The 16014-nt window shown below is 53.9% G+C and carries 12 protein-coding genes; 11 read left to right on the top strand and 1 reads right to left on the bottom strand.

The features are described 5' to 3' along the window. Window positions 1–42 precede the first annotated feature (42 nt). The 7 genes from JW885_15810 to JW885_15780 all read left to right on the top strand — a co-directional run bounded on the left by JW885_15810 (window position 43) and on the right by JW885_15780 (window position 7388). On the top strand, window positions 43–810 hold the full coding sequence (locus tag JW885_15810; protein ID MBN1883634.1) for a DUF5058 family protein: 768 nt from the start codon (window positions 43–45) through the stop codon (window positions 808–810). Between the two features lie 3 nt (window positions 811–813). Continuing rightward, on the top strand, window positions 814–1551 hold the full coding sequence (locus tag JW885_15805; protein MBN1883633.1) for a hypothetical protein: 738 nt from the start codon (window positions 814–816) through the stop codon (window positions 1549–1551). A 15-nt stretch (window positions 1552–1566) separates the two neighbouring features. Next, on the top strand, window positions 1567–2829 hold the full coding sequence (locus tag JW885_15800) for an ArgE/DapE family deacylase (protein ID MBN1883632.1): 1263 nt from the start codon (window positions 1567–1569) through the stop codon (window positions 2827–2829). Window positions 2830–3102: 273 nt separating this feature from the next. Then, window positions 3103–4773 (top strand): hypothetical protein, encoded by a 1671-nt coding sequence (locus JW885_15795; protein MBN1883631.1) that lies wholly within the window; start codon window positions 3103–3105, stop codon window positions 4771–4773. A gap of 1 nt (window position 4774) precedes the next feature. After that, entirely contained in the window at window positions 4775–5638 is an 864-nt protein-coding gene (locus tag JW885_15790; GenBank protein ID MBN1883630.1) for a hypothetical protein, read from the top strand. Between the two features lie 245 nt (window positions 5639–5883). Continuing rightward, entirely contained in the window at window positions 5884–7167 is a 1284-nt protein-coding gene (locus JW885_15785) for a hypothetical protein (protein ID MBN1883629.1), read from the top strand. 71 nt (window positions 7168–7238) lie between these two features. Then, window positions 7239–7388, top strand: a complete 150-nt coding sequence (locus JW885_15780) for a hypothetical protein (GenBank protein MBN1883628.1) — start codon at window positions 7239–7241, stop codon at window positions 7386–7388. A 105-nt stretch (window positions 7389–7493) separates the two neighbouring features. On the opposite strand, the gene JW885_15775 is transcribed toward JW885_15780, so the two are convergent. Then, window positions 7494–7634, bottom strand: a complete 141-nt coding sequence (locus tag JW885_15775; protein MBN1883627.1) for a hypothetical protein — start codon at window positions 7632–7634, stop codon at window positions 7494–7496. Between the two features lie 202 nt (window positions 7635–7836). Here JW885_15775 and JW885_15770 point away from each other — a divergent pair, with 202 nt between their 5' ends. The 4 genes from JW885_15770 (at window position 7837) to JW885_15755 (ending at window position 15922) form a co-directional block, all read left to right on the top strand. Further along, window positions 7837–9492 (top strand): hypothetical protein, encoded by a 1656-nt coding sequence (locus JW885_15770; protein MBN1883626.1) that lies wholly within the window; start codon window positions 7837–7839, stop codon window positions 9490–9492. A 2-nt stretch (window positions 9493–9494) separates the two neighbouring features. Then, window positions 9495–10850 (top strand): hypothetical protein, encoded by a 1356-nt coding sequence (locus JW885_15765; GenBank protein ID MBN1883625.1) that lies wholly within the window; start codon window positions 9495–9497, stop codon window positions 10848–10850. Window positions 10851–11310: 460 nt separating this feature from the next. After that, window positions 11311–15135 (top strand): PAS domain S-box protein, encoded by a 3825-nt coding sequence (locus JW885_15760; protein MBN1883624.1) that lies wholly within the window; start codon window positions 11311–11313, stop codon window positions 15133–15135. A gap of 142 nt (window positions 15136–15277) precedes the next feature. Continuing rightward, window positions 15278–15922, top strand: a complete 645-nt coding sequence (locus JW885_15755) for an isoprenylcysteine carboxylmethyltransferase family protein (GenBank protein MBN1883623.1) — start codon at window positions 15278–15280, stop codon at window positions 15920–15922. Window positions 15923–16014: the final 92 nt, after the last annotated feature.

Here is a 16014-nt window from a genome sequence, read left to right as displayed (position 1 = left end):
AGGCGAAAAAGTTCTCATTATAATTCATTTTTGAGGTGATGTATGGATAATTATCTGGATATCGCCAACAGTCCGGGGATGTGGCTGGCATGTTCGGCGATTATTGTTGTGGTCTTTTTCCAGGCGGTTCGACTGACGGTTATATCATTACGTGCGGGACAAGAAATCGGTATGACCAAGCAACAATTGATGAGCGCGTTTCGGTCCGGCTTTACCACCGCACTGGTGCCCTCCATCGCCATCCTCCTGGGGCTGGCGCTTCTGATACCGAGGCTGGGGCTGCCCTTTCCCTGGATGCGGCTCTCGGTGATTGGTTCGGTGACCTATGAGCTGATGGCCGCCGGGTTTGCGGCCAGCGAGCTGGGCCTGGAGGGGCTTACGGGGGATTTCGACGCCGTCGCGTTTACCACTGCCGTCTGGGTCATGTCCATGGGAGCCATTGTGGGGCTGGTCGTGGTGGCCTTTTTTACCCCCAAAATCAAGAGTCTCAAGGATAAAGTGGCCGGGGGCGACGAGGGGTGGATGAAGGTCATGACCGCCGCCGCGTTTTTCGGAGCGGTGGGATACATGGTCGCCCAGCCGGTGGGAAAGATACTCGAGCGGCCGATCGCGAAGGCGACAATGATGGCGAATGCGTCGCCGTTGATGGCGCTCCTGGGTGGATTTTTCTGTATGGCGCTTCTGGGTATCATTATCCAGGTGGGCAAGCAGAACTGGCTCAAGGAGTGGGCCCTGGCCCTGGCGATCATCGGTGGCATGGCCGTCGCAGGCCTCGCCTTTTACTGGTTTGGAATCGGCGCGGGGGTATAAATAATGACTGATAAAACACAGATATTTCAGGAGCGTTTTCTCAATCCGGTCAAAAAGGCCGGTATGGTGACGATCATCATCGCCATGTTCTGCCTGTTTCTGCCGGGATTATATCTCTATTTCTTCCATGGTCTCCTCCCGCCGTTCGGCCCCTTCATCAAAGCGTTGATCGCCGTCTGGTCGTTCATGATAGTCATGGGGATTTTGGAGCCCATCGTCTATTACCCGATCCTCGGCTTCGGGGGTACCTACATGTCCTTCCTGGTGGGCAACATCCTGAACCTCAGGGTACCGGTATCCGCCACCGCACAGCAGGTGGTGGGAACCAGCGAGGGGACACCCGAGGCGGAGGTTGTCTCCACCATCGGCATCGCCGGCTCCATCATCGCAAGCGAGTTGGTGATGATCGTGGGAATCCTTGCGTTGCTCCCCCTGATAAACAGGATATCCGAGGCCACACTGGCGGCGGGGGATCCCGGTGCGCAGGTGTCGATGGGACTCATCGCCTTGGGAAAGGCCCTGGACCAGGTGCTGCCGGCGCTCTTCGGCGCGCTGGGCGGCGTATTCCTGTTCCGCGTTCCCAAGCTGGGCATCGTGCCGCTGGGTCTCGGATTTATCATCGCATTTATCAAAAGCGATCTCCCCTATTCGATCGTCATTCCGCTGATGGTCATTATTTCCATCCTTGCTGCGAGGATCATGTATAAGAAGGGCTGGGTCAAGGGCGAGGGGATGATGTAATAAAAGGAGGTTCTTGTGAGCTATCAGGAGGCATTTGCCGCAGTTGAGAAGAACGAGGAGTACATCGTCGAGCTTTTAAGAAAGCTGATCGCCGTGGACACCTCCGTCCCTCCAGGGGAAAACTACGAAGCGCTTATCGATCTGCTGGAGCCGGAATTTAAAAAATTCGGGTTCACAAACGAGCGGGTCGTCATGCCGGAAGACAAGGTGGCCCAGATGCCCTGGGACCTCTCAGGGCCTCGAACCAACCTGGTATCCACCCTCAAGGTGGGGGACAAACCGTTGGCGTCGGCCTATTCCCACATGGACGTGGTGCCGATACTCGACCAGGAATGGACCCAGGATCCCTTCGGCGGGGCGATCGTCGACGGCAAGCTCTACGGCAGGGGCACGGTGGATATGAAATACGCCTTTGCGTGTTTTTTGGGGGCCATGAAGGTGATCAACGAGATGGGCCTGGAACCGAATTACAGCCTCAATTTTCTCTCCTGCACCGATGAGGAGCTGGGGGTCTATCCCGGCGCCCGATATCTTGCAGAGAAGGGGTATTTTTCTCCGCACCTGTTATGGCTGGAGCTGGGGGCGATGGAGCCGATTATCACTATCGGCGCCGCGGGATCGATCCGCGTAGACGTCAAGGCGGTGGGCAAGAGCTGTCATTCCGGCATGAACTACCTGGGCATCAACGCCATTGAGGAGCTTATCCCGGTGCTCAATGAGCTGATCGGCCTGAAACAGGAGTCGGAGAAGCGGCTCTCCCGCATACCCACGTTTCCCCTGCCGGGAAATCCCTACGACAAGATGACCCCGATGTTCAACCTGAATATCATCAAGGCCGGGACAAAGGAGAATATTGTTCCCGAGGAGTGCGAGCTGACCATCAACCGGAGATACATCATCGATGAGGTATATGATGATGTCATCAAAGAGATCGAGGACGCCATCGCCCGGGGGAAGGAGAAGTCGAAGCTCCTGGACATCAAGGTGAACGTGGTGCACTCGTATCCCCCGGTGGAAGTCAACCCGGAGAGCTTCGCCATCAAGAAGATACAGGAGGCCATGAAGGCGGCTCAGGGGTATGAGTACTTCCTGCTGGGGGGGATCAGTGGCTCCACCGATCTCGGTTTCGTATCGGCCCACTTCGACCACAAGATCGACGTGGCCGGGTTCGGCGTCATCCGGGCGGCGAATATCCTCGCCCACGCCGCGGACGAGCATGTGTATATCGAGGATCTGCTGAGCATGACAAAGATCCTGGTGCATTACATCTGTTTTTAACACCCGGTTTTAAAAACTTTTTTCACAACGACCCGGGGGACGGTATGGTCCCCCGGGTTTTTTACCCCGCATCGTGACCATCCGGCGTTTCCCTACAGTAATCAATGACATGGCGCACCCCGCCCGCGGCGATTGAGCGGGCAGGGTAAAGTTGGGTCTCCGTTGACTTATAAAGTTATTACTCATTTTTTTCTTGACATTAGCAATAATTTGTATTTATGATAGCTCATCATTTGGCTCGATACCGAGCTTCTTCCCTCGGTGAGGCAGGCAATGAACCGATCATATGCCATACGCACATGCATCGCGATTCTGGCGGCTGTTCTGACCATCATTTCCGGACACTCATACCGCTCATACGCCGTCGACTGGGACGGCGGCGGGATCGATACCGTCTATCGCATGGATGTCAAAGCCCAGCGGATCTACGGAGACGCCGCGGAAACCACTCTGGACGTGGACGACGACCGGAAGTGGAATGTCCTGTATAATGAGACACTGGATCTCAAACTCAATCACAAAACAGACGGCGGTTTATCAGTTACCGGGGGTGTTAGTTTCAGACACACCGACGACAAAATCCTGATGACCAGAAATAAACATTTCGACATCCCGTCGGGAAACCTTAAAGTCAGTGGCGAGAGATGGTTCCTGGACCTGGGAAAGATATCCGCAACGTTTACTAATCACATTTTCCAAAACTCCTTTTTAGGAATCAAGGGGGAGTACAGCAACCCGGCGGGATCGAAGCTGATGCTCCTGGGGGGCGTCAACCGGGACAGCACCGTAGACAGATACGTACGGGCCTTCGGCGGCGTGCGGCTTTACGTCATTGCCGACCCCCGGCTGAAGCTGGGGGCGTCGTATGTTCACACGGAGATTACCAAGCTCTATTATGATTCCGACGAAACAGCGTATCGAAATGATGTGTTCTCTGTTGATGGGACGCTTTCTTTCCATAATGAACGGCTGGTGCTGGATGGTGAGATGGCGATGAGCTTCTACCTTGACGACATGCGTAATCCCCGCTCGGAGACGGTTCGGGATACGGCCCTTTGGGCGAACTTCTACTTTGAGCCTCTCAGGAATGAGCTCGGGATAATGCTTCGCGGTGAATATGTGGAGCCCGGTTTTGTTTCGACAATGGGCACGAGTGTCATCATGCGAAAGATGGCGGCGGTGGCTTTTGGCTATCAACCATCGGATCGATGGCTTTGCATGAGCTACTATCGTCTGTACCGCACCGGACCGGCCGATGCCCCGTCTGACTCCTATTCCGTCTATCATACAGATTTCGGATTGGTAATTCAATGCGAGATTCCACATTTCATCGATCCCGATTCGGACTTTACAGCTATGCTCGATATTTACTATCACGATGAAAGTGACACGAATGACCCCAAGAGCGTCAACAAGGAAACCTTGACCCTGATTCTCACCGCCGGCTATGATCTGGAGCACACCGATTATGAAGTCATATATACATATGAACAGATTCTGAACCACCTGTCCGACGGCATCGATTCAGAGACACACGATGTGAATTGCTCATGGAGCTATAAAAACACGGCATTCGGCCTCGATTATAAAATAGGGTGTGGGATGAATATGGAGTACAAAACCCGCCTTTGGCCGAATTCAACAAACACAGTAAACGATTTTGAACTGGGAGCGAGCTTTGGTGGAGAGGTGGTCTTCCGCAGATTGTACCCCCGCGAAATGACATTAGAGATCGAATGCTCCGGTACTGTATGGGATTACGGGGAAAAGGCGAATGTTCGGGATGGAGAAATGGTATTAAGGTTGACCAAAGTGCTGGTGAAACGAAGGGATCTGACGGCATCGATCGCCCTGGAATACACTGCGAACCACACATGGACCAGCGACGGTTCGGGTCGTTATGGCGAAAAGATCGGTATGATGTCATTCAACATGGAGTTCTAAAATGATGAGTATTTTAATAAAACAAAGATTTCGAAAAACGGCCGCAGTGACGGCACTTCTTGTTGTGATGTTTCTTGTCGCTGGATTTTCCTTAGCGTGGACCCCGGACGAAAACACTTCGGCCTCGGCGGAGATCCCGGACGAAGATGATGTAACCCCACCAGAACCCAAGTACAAAGACATTCCTGCCCGGGTTTGCGGCGAACCCAACGAACCTAAGGACGTCGTGTCGGTGAGTAAGTCCGGGGGGGATTGGGAAGATCTCTTTTGCCAGGATAGAGTATGGGGCGGGGAAAGTCTGGTGGGTGGCGGAGAGGGCGGGAAGAGCGGGGACAAGATATTTACCGGACCGGGTGGGAGTAGAGTCTCCCTGAGATGCAGGAAAACCGACACTCTTATCAGTCTATCCCACATGAGTTGGATTGAGATCAAGAAGCTCGCTAAGAAAACCGAGATTGATAAGGAAACAGCTAATGAAAAGAAAACAGCGGTGACGGAGCTGAAGCTGTATCGGGGAACTGTGGATATAAAAATAGGCAAAATCAAAAAAAGTGATATATCCACGGATCCGGATAACAGAAAATCCGGGATGCCCACAGAGTTGGTTGTAACCCTTGATAATCCGAAGAACAGGAAAAAATTCAACACAACGGTGAAGTATGTCTTGGAGGACGACTCCAAGAAGCCCGCCTCGCCCGAAGATGAAGTGCCTGCGGTGACGCTACCGGTGGGTAATTATGGTGAGGTCAAAGTGAAATTCGAAAAGGAAACCGAGGGACACGTGTCGTTCACATTGATAGAGCACCCGGGCAAGGATGATACGCTCGAGATGAAGATTTACGTGAGGAAAGAGGATACGGATTGAAGAAGAGAGATACAACAGCCAGTGAAACCGAAGAGGGATACGAAACGGCCGCCTTCCGGCTGACCGACAGGGACACGGGTCTTTCCCTTTCCTAACCGAGAGAACCGATACTCTTTATACGATACATGGTTTTCCCCCGATGAAGGAGATGCACGGTGCGGGGGGCCGGTTATTCCGACACCGGCGGTCATTAGAATCGACAGGCGGGGGATATGACAGGATGACATGTAACGCGAGGTTTAAAAATGATACGTATGATAACAAAGAAGAGATTTCTGAAGACGGCCGCAGGAGCGGTGCTTTTGATCATTATGTGTTTTATCGCCGGGATTTCCTTTTCGAAGGATGATGAAAATAATGCCAAATCATATTCGGTCAGCATTGAAGATATCTCCGGTGTTGTGTATGTGCAATATTCAGAGAAGAATGATTTAATAAAACTAAATTCCAAGGAGAATAAGATAACGAGAGGCGACCGCTTGTTTGTAACAAAGGGTGGAAAGATCACCCTGATATTTAAAGAGAAAAAAAAGAAAGAAAGCGACATCTTCATCACCAGAATCACTTTGTTTTCCGAGAGTGAACTGGAGATCAAGGAGCTCTCTGTAAAAACCAAGCCTGTAGAGGAAACCATAGATGGAAAAGAAACAGCGGTGACGGAGCTGGTTCTTTATAAGGGAAGTGTCGAAATAGTAAAAGGCGGCATGCCCGCGATAATAGGTGTAAGTCTTGATCCCAAAGAGGAAGATAGGCAGTTAAACGTGACGGTGAGTCACGTTGACGAGGGAGATTCCTCGTCCGGAGGTGCAGGAGAGGGTTCCTCGTCCGGAGATGCCGGAGTAGGCGCCTCGTCCGGAGGTGCAGGAGAGGGTTCCTCGTCCGGAGATGCGGGAGAAGGCTCCTCATCTGGAGATGCCGAAGAAGGCGCCTCACCCGGAGATGCCGCAGGAGGCCTCTGGAAAGGAACTGTTTCGTTGTTGACAGACGAAGACAAAAAAGACAAAGTCGAAGTAAGAATCGAAGGGGAGGCCGAGGAACACGTAACTTTTTCTCTGGAGGAGTCGTCGTACACGTTCGATACACTCAAGATAGTGTTTGGTAAGCAGAAGGATGAAACGACCCTCGACAGCAGAGGGGGAGCCGGAGGGGGAGAACTGGGAAAAAGTAAAGGGAGTCCGCAGTCTCCGGAGAAGATCGCTTCGGAACCACCGGGGGAGATCGCAGATTCATTTATCGGCAAGTTCATCGATGCCGTGGAGAATGGTAGAGAGACGGCCCTTTTTGGGATGATCGACCTCGACTACAGCGGCATCGGCGGCAGCCGGAACGGCCTTGTGGATATGGTGCGGGAATACTCCGACACATTGAGTATTAATTGGAGCATTGAAAGCAGCAATCGGACGGATGGCACGATTGTCGCCAGGATATCCTGGAGCAGCTCTGCCGGGAAGTCCGGGACAACCACCTTCTGGATGACCGACACAGACAGGCCTACCCTTACTCATGCTGATGGGGAGTGGTTTTTTTAATGCGGCGTGTGGTTTCCGTCTCGGTGTGATCTCTTGAGGCGGCGTCACTAACCTCTAACCTTGGCGGTTCCGTGTCGGTTCGCTTCGACAACACGATCGACGTGGCCGGGTTCGGCGTGGTCAGGGCGGCGAGAGTCCCCGCCTATGCCGCATGTGAGGATGTGTCTATCGAGACACTGCCGGGCATGACGAAGATGGCGGCGCACTCCATCTATTTATAGCATTCGCTTCCGATATCGCGTCTCGTGATCCGGGGGATGGTTCAGCGTCCGGATCTTTTTTATGAAGCGATTCGGGGGACGGTTTGGCTCCCCAGGTCTTTTTCATCACGCAAAGAGGAAAACGGTTCGGTCCTCCGGGTTTTCCCCCACCGCGAGTGTATCGCCTGAGTCCTGGAACTCCACCCGGGGTACCAAAATGTCTCCAACGGCGTCCTCATCGATCTTCACCTCGAAGTTATTCCGCATCGTGGATCACCCGGCGGTCTCCCGCATGAATCGGAGACAAATTAAAAACTGTATAAAACCATAATCCGACCGCTCAATCGTCCGGGAGAGGTAAGGCGAGGCCGTCGTTTCCATCGATCGCGACCGCCCACTTTCCGGTTGACAAGATCGGCTCCTTCTCTCCATAATGAAGCCCTGCTCTCATGGGTGATGCAGTGGGACAATGAGCCGATCGTATACTATATATATTTACATCGTGATGTTGGGGGTGTTCCTTGTTGTCGCCTCCGGGCACGCGTACGCCGTGGACTGGGACGGCGGGGGGATAGACGCCGTATATCGTGCGGAGATGTACGCCCAGCGGATGTACGGAAATCGTGCGGTCACCTCAATCGATGTGGACGACGACCGGAAGTGGAACGTCCTGTATGCCGAGCGCCTGAGCCTGAGTCTTTCCCATGCCACGGGCGGCGGTATTGAGGTTTCCGGGTTTATCGATGTCCGTCACACCGACGACAGAACCCTCATGATCGGCGATGAGCACGTCCGCCTGCTCGCGGGCACCGTCTCCGTTTCCGGCGAGGGGTGGTCCCTGGAGCTGGGGGATACCGCCGCATCGTTCACCAATTACACCTTCAATCGCGGCTTCTTCGGCGTTCGGGGGAAGTACGTTCATCCTTCCGGCCTGGAGCTGATCCTGTTGGGGGGTGTCAATCGGGACGGCCGCCTGGTCAGGTATGAGCGGGCCTTCGGTGGAGCACGGCTGGTGGCCGCCCCCGGACCCTGGGCGACGCTTGCTGCGTCGTACGTGCACGCGGAGATCACCAAGCTCTTTTATGATTCAACGGAAACCGCGTATCGAAACGATGTCTTCTCCATCGATGGGAGGTTTTCTTTCTGTGACGATCGGGTTGTGCTGGCCGGAGAGGGGGCGATGAGCTTGTATCATAACGACATGCGAAACCCCCGCTTGGAGACGGTTAGGGATACGGCCGTCTGGGCGGCCCTCTCCCTGGAGCCGGTTCAAGACGATCTCTCACTTCTTTTCGCCTATGAATATGTGGAGCCGGGTTTTCGTGCGGTGATGGGCACGCACGCCGTCGATCGGGAGACGGCGGCGGCGGGCTTCGACTATCGACCGAATGATCGGTGGCGCTGCATGGGGTACTGGCGCTTTTATCGCGACGGGCTGACCGGGGCGTCCCCGGTATCCTTTTCCACCCATCATATCGAAACAGAATGGGTGGTGGAATACCTGCCCCGGATCGGTACAGGCGGCGGGCGTCCCGGTCCGGTTTTCACGGCGGGTGTGTACTATCTCGACGCGCGCGCCACTGACGACCCGAAGAGCGTCGATGAGGAGACCTTCCGCCTGACCCTCGGCGCCGACTGCGACCGGGAGCACACCGAGTACGGGATCGAATATGTATATGAACACATCTCAAATCACATCACCGACGGCGTCGATCGGGAGAACCACGCCGTGGAATGCTCATGGAGCCATCACCACACGGCCTTCGGTTTTGATTATCGGATCGGGTGTGCAATGAGTGCGGGATACGAAATTCAGGGAGGCCCGTATCCGACGACCGATTTTAAGCTGGGTGCGGATGTTTGGGGAGAGGTGGTCTGCCGCAGGTTTTCCCCGTACGACACAACGCTCCTGGTTACCTGTTCCGGGTGTGTGGAGGATCGCCGGGAGCGGGCGAACGTCCGGCGGGGGGAGCTGTTCCTGATGCTTAGCCAGGTGCTGGTAAAGAAAGACGGTCTGACGGCATGGATCGCCCTGGAATACGAGGCGACCCACGATCGGGCCAGCGACGGCTCGGATCGATACGGTGAGAGGATCGGGAGAATGTCAATTAATATGGAGTTTTGAACATGATACGTATCATAACGACGCGGAGATTTTTAAAGACGACCGTGGGGGCGGCGCTTTTTGTTATGGTGTGTTTCGTCGCCGGTTTTTCCTCCTTGGGAGAGGAATCCCGGTCCGTTCCGGCCCGAGCCGTGGAGCTTTCCGGCTCTGTCAAGGTGAACTATGCTGGAGAGAATATCTGGAGAGAGCTCTTTCGCATGGAGAGGGTGCGGGACGCCGACCGCGTATTCACCGGGCCGGACGGTGAGGTTTCCCTGAAGTGCAAGGACGACACCCTCATCACTCTGTCTCCCATGAGCGGGGTGGAGATAGAGGAGCTTTCTGTGGTGACCCGGGACGGGGAGGAAACGGCGGTGACGGCGGTGATTCTTACCCAGGGGAGGGTGGACATAACCGCTCCCGCATCCGACCGGTACGAAAGCGAGATCACCCTCGCGGCGCCCGGCCTCCGCCTCGCATCTAAAGGCGACGGGCGCGCCTTCTCCGCGGCGGTGGAGTACGTCCCGGAGACCGAAGCCGTCGGCGTCGATTGGAGCGGAGGGGACGGGATCATGACGGTGTCGGTGGAGCATCCCGGTACCATCGAGATGACGTTTGGGGCGGACACCGCGGGGAACGTATCGTTCTCCCGGGAGGCGTCCCCGGATTCAGGGGAAGATTCGATTGTGCTGACGGTCGCCGTGCGCCCGATGGATGCGTCGATCGATGCGGTTATCGATCGGATCGTCATTGGGGATGATGGTCGGGTTATTCTTTCCGGAAGGACCGCCGGAAGCGGCGTTTCGATTTTCACAGGTGAAGGGGGGACGATTCCCGTCGAAGGCGAGGAGGGATCCTGGACCGCGGAACTGGTGTTCGAGGGCGGGGAATCCTTCTCGCCTGGGCCGATCGCCCTGGGATCTCCGGGAGATATGCCCGATATCCCCACCGGGGGGGAGAGAGAGGGCACCGAGACCTTTCGGGGGAGCGAAAAGCGCCCGAACTCTTCCTTCGAAGGGGAGCCGGGGCCTCCGATTGAAAGGAGAGACGTCTCGAGGATCGCCCGATCGTTTCTGGAGGACTTCATAGACGCCGTGGAGGAGGGTGATACGACGGCTCTTTCGGGTCTGATCGATTTTTCCTACAGCGGCATCGGCGGCAGTCGGTATGGTCTTATAGATATGGTGCGGGAATACTTTGAAACCGCCGATTTTTTGAGGATTACCTGGTCATTTGTGAGTATTGATCAGACGGAGGATACAATTATCACCACGATCTCCTGGAGCAGCTCTGCCGGTACGTCCGGAGTGAGCACCTTCTGGCTGTCCGACGGAGACAACCCCTCCCTTTCCCACGCCGAAGGGGACTGGTTTTTTTAATACGGCCGGTTATTTCCTTTCGGTTTCCCGGTGTGCGGTGCGGAGAGGCGTATATTCCGATGCCTGTACGGTCATGCCATACGTGAATACCCATCACGTTGGTCGGATTATCTCCGTGCATAGTATGCAATCGAGCATTCGCCGCGATAAAGCCGTTTTGTTATCATCCTAAACAAACATCTTCTCCGTGTAGTCTGTGCGGGGTACCCTCAGAAAGGAAAACTTCTCTGGTACGTCCTCATTCGGTGGTTGTAGGTGGGGAGGAGCCGAAGGGGTGGTACGCACACTGTTTTAGGTCATTGGAGAGATTTCCTGAGAACTATGACAAAGAGTGGAAAAATCGTGTGAAAATTCGTATAATTAATGTTATGACATATTCCGTGTGAAGGTAAGTTTTCCAAATTCCAACTGATGCCCCTGTAAATATTATATTGTATGATAATGAATCAATAAGAATATTATGAACAAAGAAATCAGCATCCTCCTTGAACCGGGAATGGCCAAGCAGTACCTTGATATTGCCGAGGTGATGATCGTGGTTCTGGACAGGGACGGGAAGGTGGTCCTGATAAACCGCAAGGGGGCATACATCCTGGAGTGGGACCAGGAGGACCTCATTGGAAGGGACTGGTTTACAACCTGCCTGACGGACCGGGAAAGGAACGAAGTCCGAACTGTTTTTGAGGAGATCGTCTCGGGATCGTCGGATTTCAAGAAGCAATTCGAAAGCATGGTGGTCACCAAAAACGGTGAACAGCGTCTCATATCCTGGCACAACAAGATACTCAGAGATTCCTTCGGCGCCGTTATCGGCACCCTCAGCTCCGGAGAGGACATTACCGAGAAACGAAGGGTGGAAAAAGAGCGGGAGCTTCTTTTTAATCATTCAGTGGATATGCTCTGCATCGCCGGTTTCGACGGGTATTTCAAACAGGTGAATCCCGCCTTTTCCCGGCAGTTGGGATGGACCGAAGAGGAATTGCTGTCCAGACCCTGGCTTTCCTTTGTTTATCCGGATGACCAGGACAAAACGATTCGCGTCGGTCAGGCCCTTCAAAAAGGTGATGTTATCAAAGACTTTCAGAACCGGTATACCGTAAAGGACGGTGGATGGCGGTGGATTTCATGGAATTCCTATCCGTTGCCCGACGAACAGCTCATCTTCGCCGTTGCCCGGGACATTACCGATATGCGGCTTGCCGAGCGGGAACTTCATAAAAGCGAGGAACGCTTCCATACAATGGCCAGGGTCATTCCGGTGATTTTCGGGATGTATTCTTCCCCGATTCAGAAGATCTTATATATCAGCGATGCATTTGAGCACATATACGGTGTTTCGGCGGAGGAGTTGTATAATGACGTCACGATTTGGTTTGAGATGATTCACGAGGAAGATCGTGAGCGGGTCGGCCGGATATTTGTGGAACACATCGACGAAGAATTTGAATTGGAATATCGCATTGTGCGGCGTGACGGCGGGATTCGCTGGATACACAATCATATCTATCCACTCAAAGAGGAAGGAGAGATCTCTCGGGTTGTCTGGTTCGGGAACGACATTACCGAAAGAGTGCTGGCCGATGAGGAGCTTCGTGCGTCGGAACGGAACTACCGGGAGATATTCAACGCGGGTAACGACGCCATGTTCATCCATGACGCCGATACCGGGGAAATATTTGATGTGAACCGCGCAACATGCGATCTCATCGGATTTACCCGGGAAGAAGTCCTGCAAATGAGTGTGGGTGGATTCAGCCCGGGCAATTATCCATATTCAGACAAAGAGGCGCTGGAATGGATTCACCGGGCGCGGGATGAGGGGCCGCAACACTTTGAATGGAGGGGCAAAACCCAATCCGGGGATCCGCTCTGGGTCGAGGTGGATCTCAAAAAGGCGATGATCGGTGGGCGGGAACGGGTCCTGTCGGTGACGCGGGACATCACCGATCGAAAAAAAGCGGAGGAAAAGCTCGCCAAAAGCGAGACGACGCTCAGGAGCATTCTCCAGGTTTCTCCCGTCGGTATCGGACTGGTGAAGGATCGGGTGATTCAATGGGTCAACGAGCAATTCTGCGATATGCTGGGGTACACGTCCGAGGAACTTCTGGGGCGGAATGCCCGAATGGTGTATGAAAGCGATGAAGAATTTAATTATGTTGGGAAGGAAAAATACGATCAGATAGCGAACTTCGGCAAGGGATCGGTGGAGACCCGATTGGTGAAGAAAGACGGCACGGCAATCGATGTCCTGCTGACCTCGTCTCCTTTTGATCCCGGTGACATTGAGAGCGGCGTGACGTTTACGGCCCTTGATATTACGGAGCGAAAACAGGCGGAGGCAGATCTCCTCAGGGCGCAGACGCTCCTTCGCTCGGTCATCGATCAGTCTCCGGTTCCCATAATGATAGCCGAGACAGACGGCACCCTCTTTGCCACAAACGACGCATGCCGAAAAATTCTGAAAGTGGATGATGTGCCGGACATCATGCCGGGCGTAAACATCTTCAATCTCGCCCGGTCCTGGACGGACTATGATGAACAGGGAAATGTTATACCGGTTGCGGAGCTTCATCTGGCCCGGGCGTTGAATGGGATCACAACTCCGGGTGAGGAGATCCGGGTGGTTAGAAAGGACGGTACCGAGCGCTGGGGAATGGTTCACGGCGTGCCCATCTATGATGGAAAGGGCGCAATCGTGGCGGGATTGGTCATCTTTCCCGACATCACCCAGGAAAAGATCGCGGAACAGGCACTGCTGGAAAGCGAAAGCAAGTTCCGCTCTCTGTTTGAGACGTCCATGGACGTTATTTCCATTACGACGGTGAACGGAAAATTTATTGATATCAATCCGGCCGGTGAGGAGGTTTTCGGATATACCCGGGAGGAGCTGCTCAACCTTGACCTGAGTGAGCTGTACTATAATCCGGAGGACAGAAAGAGATTTCAGGAGCTGATTCATGCGAAGGAGACGCTGAAGGACTTCGATGTGGTCATGAAGAAAAAAGATGGGACGCCGATAGATTGTCTGATAACCTCCCGGATTATGAAAGACGACATGGCAAATGTGTACGCATATCAAAACATTATAAAGGACATCAGTGACCGAAAAAAGCTTGAAGAACGGCTTCTGCATGCCCAGAAATTGGAGGCCATCGGCACCCTGGCCGGAGGCATCGCCCATGACTTTAATAACATCCTCACCACGATTCTCGGATACGCATCACTCCTCAAGAGCAAGGTGACTTCCGACGGAGACCTCTACGACGGCCTGGAGGTGATCGAGGAGTCGTCGTATCGTGCGGCGGACCTGACGGGTCAACTGCTGGCGTTTTCTAGAAAGGGGAGACTCGAAAAGAGGGTGGTCAGTATAAACATGTTGGTTATCGAGGTGTACAACCTGATCACAAAGACCTTCGACAAATCCATTGAAATCGAGCTCAAGACGGACAACGACCTGAATCCCATACAGGCGGATGAATCACAGATCAGCCAGTTGATTATGAACCTGGTGATCAATGCCCGGGACGCCATGCCCGAAGGAGGGAAGCTGACCATTACAACCGAACAGGTCGAGATTACTTCGAAACGCCCGGGAACGGCGGACCTGGAGCCGGACACCTACGCCCACATCATGGTCCGGGATACCGGGAAGGGTATGGATGAATACACAAAGGGCCGTATTTTCGAACCCTATTTCAGCACGAGGAAGGAAGTCGGGGGCACCGGCCTGGGTATGAGCGTCGTATACGGCATCGTGACCGGTCACGGCGGACAGATTACCGTCGCAAGCACGGAGGGCGAGGGTACCGAGATACACGTGTACCTGCCGGTGTCGGAGGACGCCAAACTGGAATTTAAAAAGAAAGCCGAATTGACGAAGATTACGGGCAAAGAGAGAGTATTGGTAATCGACGATGAAGAAAAAATCTTGAAGCTGCTTAAGAATATCCTGGAGGATGCGGGATATCAGGTATATACCGCTTCGTCGGGTCGGGAGGGCCTGGAACTGTTCACGAGAGAGGACATCGACATCGATCTTGTCATACTGGATATCATCATGCCCGAGATGAAGGGGGACGAGGTCATGGATAAGATCAGGGAGTTGTCTCCGGGTGTCAGGGTGCTGCTTGCCAGCGGGTACAGTGATCGCGATCAGCACATGAAGCTTCTGGAGTACGACGGCGTCGAGTTTGTCGGGAAGCCCTTCTTGGCCGAAAAACTCCTCTCCAAGGTGCGGGAATCCCTCGATCGAGGCGGCACGACGGACTCCGTTTGGAAGTCCTGAGCGGGGATCAGAGCCGGAGTCATCATGAAGTCCATCGGAAGTGAAAGATGTTTTATGTTCAGCCGGTTATACTGACGCATCCGTTCGAATACGTCAATAGCAAAACCGTATTTTAAAATGAAACACCCCTCAAAGGATGAGTATGAAGAACTATATGCCTCTTGTCATGTCGATCGTGTTGATCGGACTTATTGTGTTTTTAAGCATTCTCAGGCTTGGCGGGATATCCTTCCATGTCGCCTCCCTGAACGCCGATATCTTCTTTTCCATCCTCTATATCGCGTGGATACTGGTGGAAATGGGGGTGTCGAAGCGTGAGACGACCCAGGGCGATCGGACGAGGGATTACGGCACGTGCCTCTTATATGCCGTCGGCCAGGCGGTGCTGTTTCTTTCGGCCCTCTTGTATGCGCCCATTACGGAGTCGCTGACCCTCCCGCATGCGTTGGGTCTGGTGATATTTGTATCGGGAGTTTCCTTTCGCCAGTGGGCGATACGGAAACTGGGGAGATACTATTCCCATATCGTCAGAGAGGTGGAGGATCACCGGATCGTGAAATCGGGACCGTACCGGATCGTGAGACATCCGGCGTATCTGGGGATGATCGTCGCGAATATCGGGGTTGTAGTCTTCTTTTTCAACCTGGTGACACTCGCCCTTTTCCTCTTTCTTCTGACGCCGGCCATCATCCTCAGAATACTCATCGAAGAGCGGACGCTGTATCGGATGGACGGGTATGAAGCCTATGCGGTGGAGAAAAAGCGGCTGGTGCCGGGGATCTGGTAGAGGTGCCCGTCGTACAAACGATTCACAATGAACCGGAAGGGGTTGGCGGCGCGGCGGGTTATTATTGAGCTAATCTGTAAACTATAGAGTTT

The organism is Candidatus Zymogenaceae bacterium (assembly GCA_016931225.1).
Lineage (GTDB): Bacteria > Desulfobacterota > Zymogenia > Zymogenales > Zymogenaceae > JAFGFE01.
This window is presented reverse-complemented; position numbering and strand designations above follow the sequence as displayed.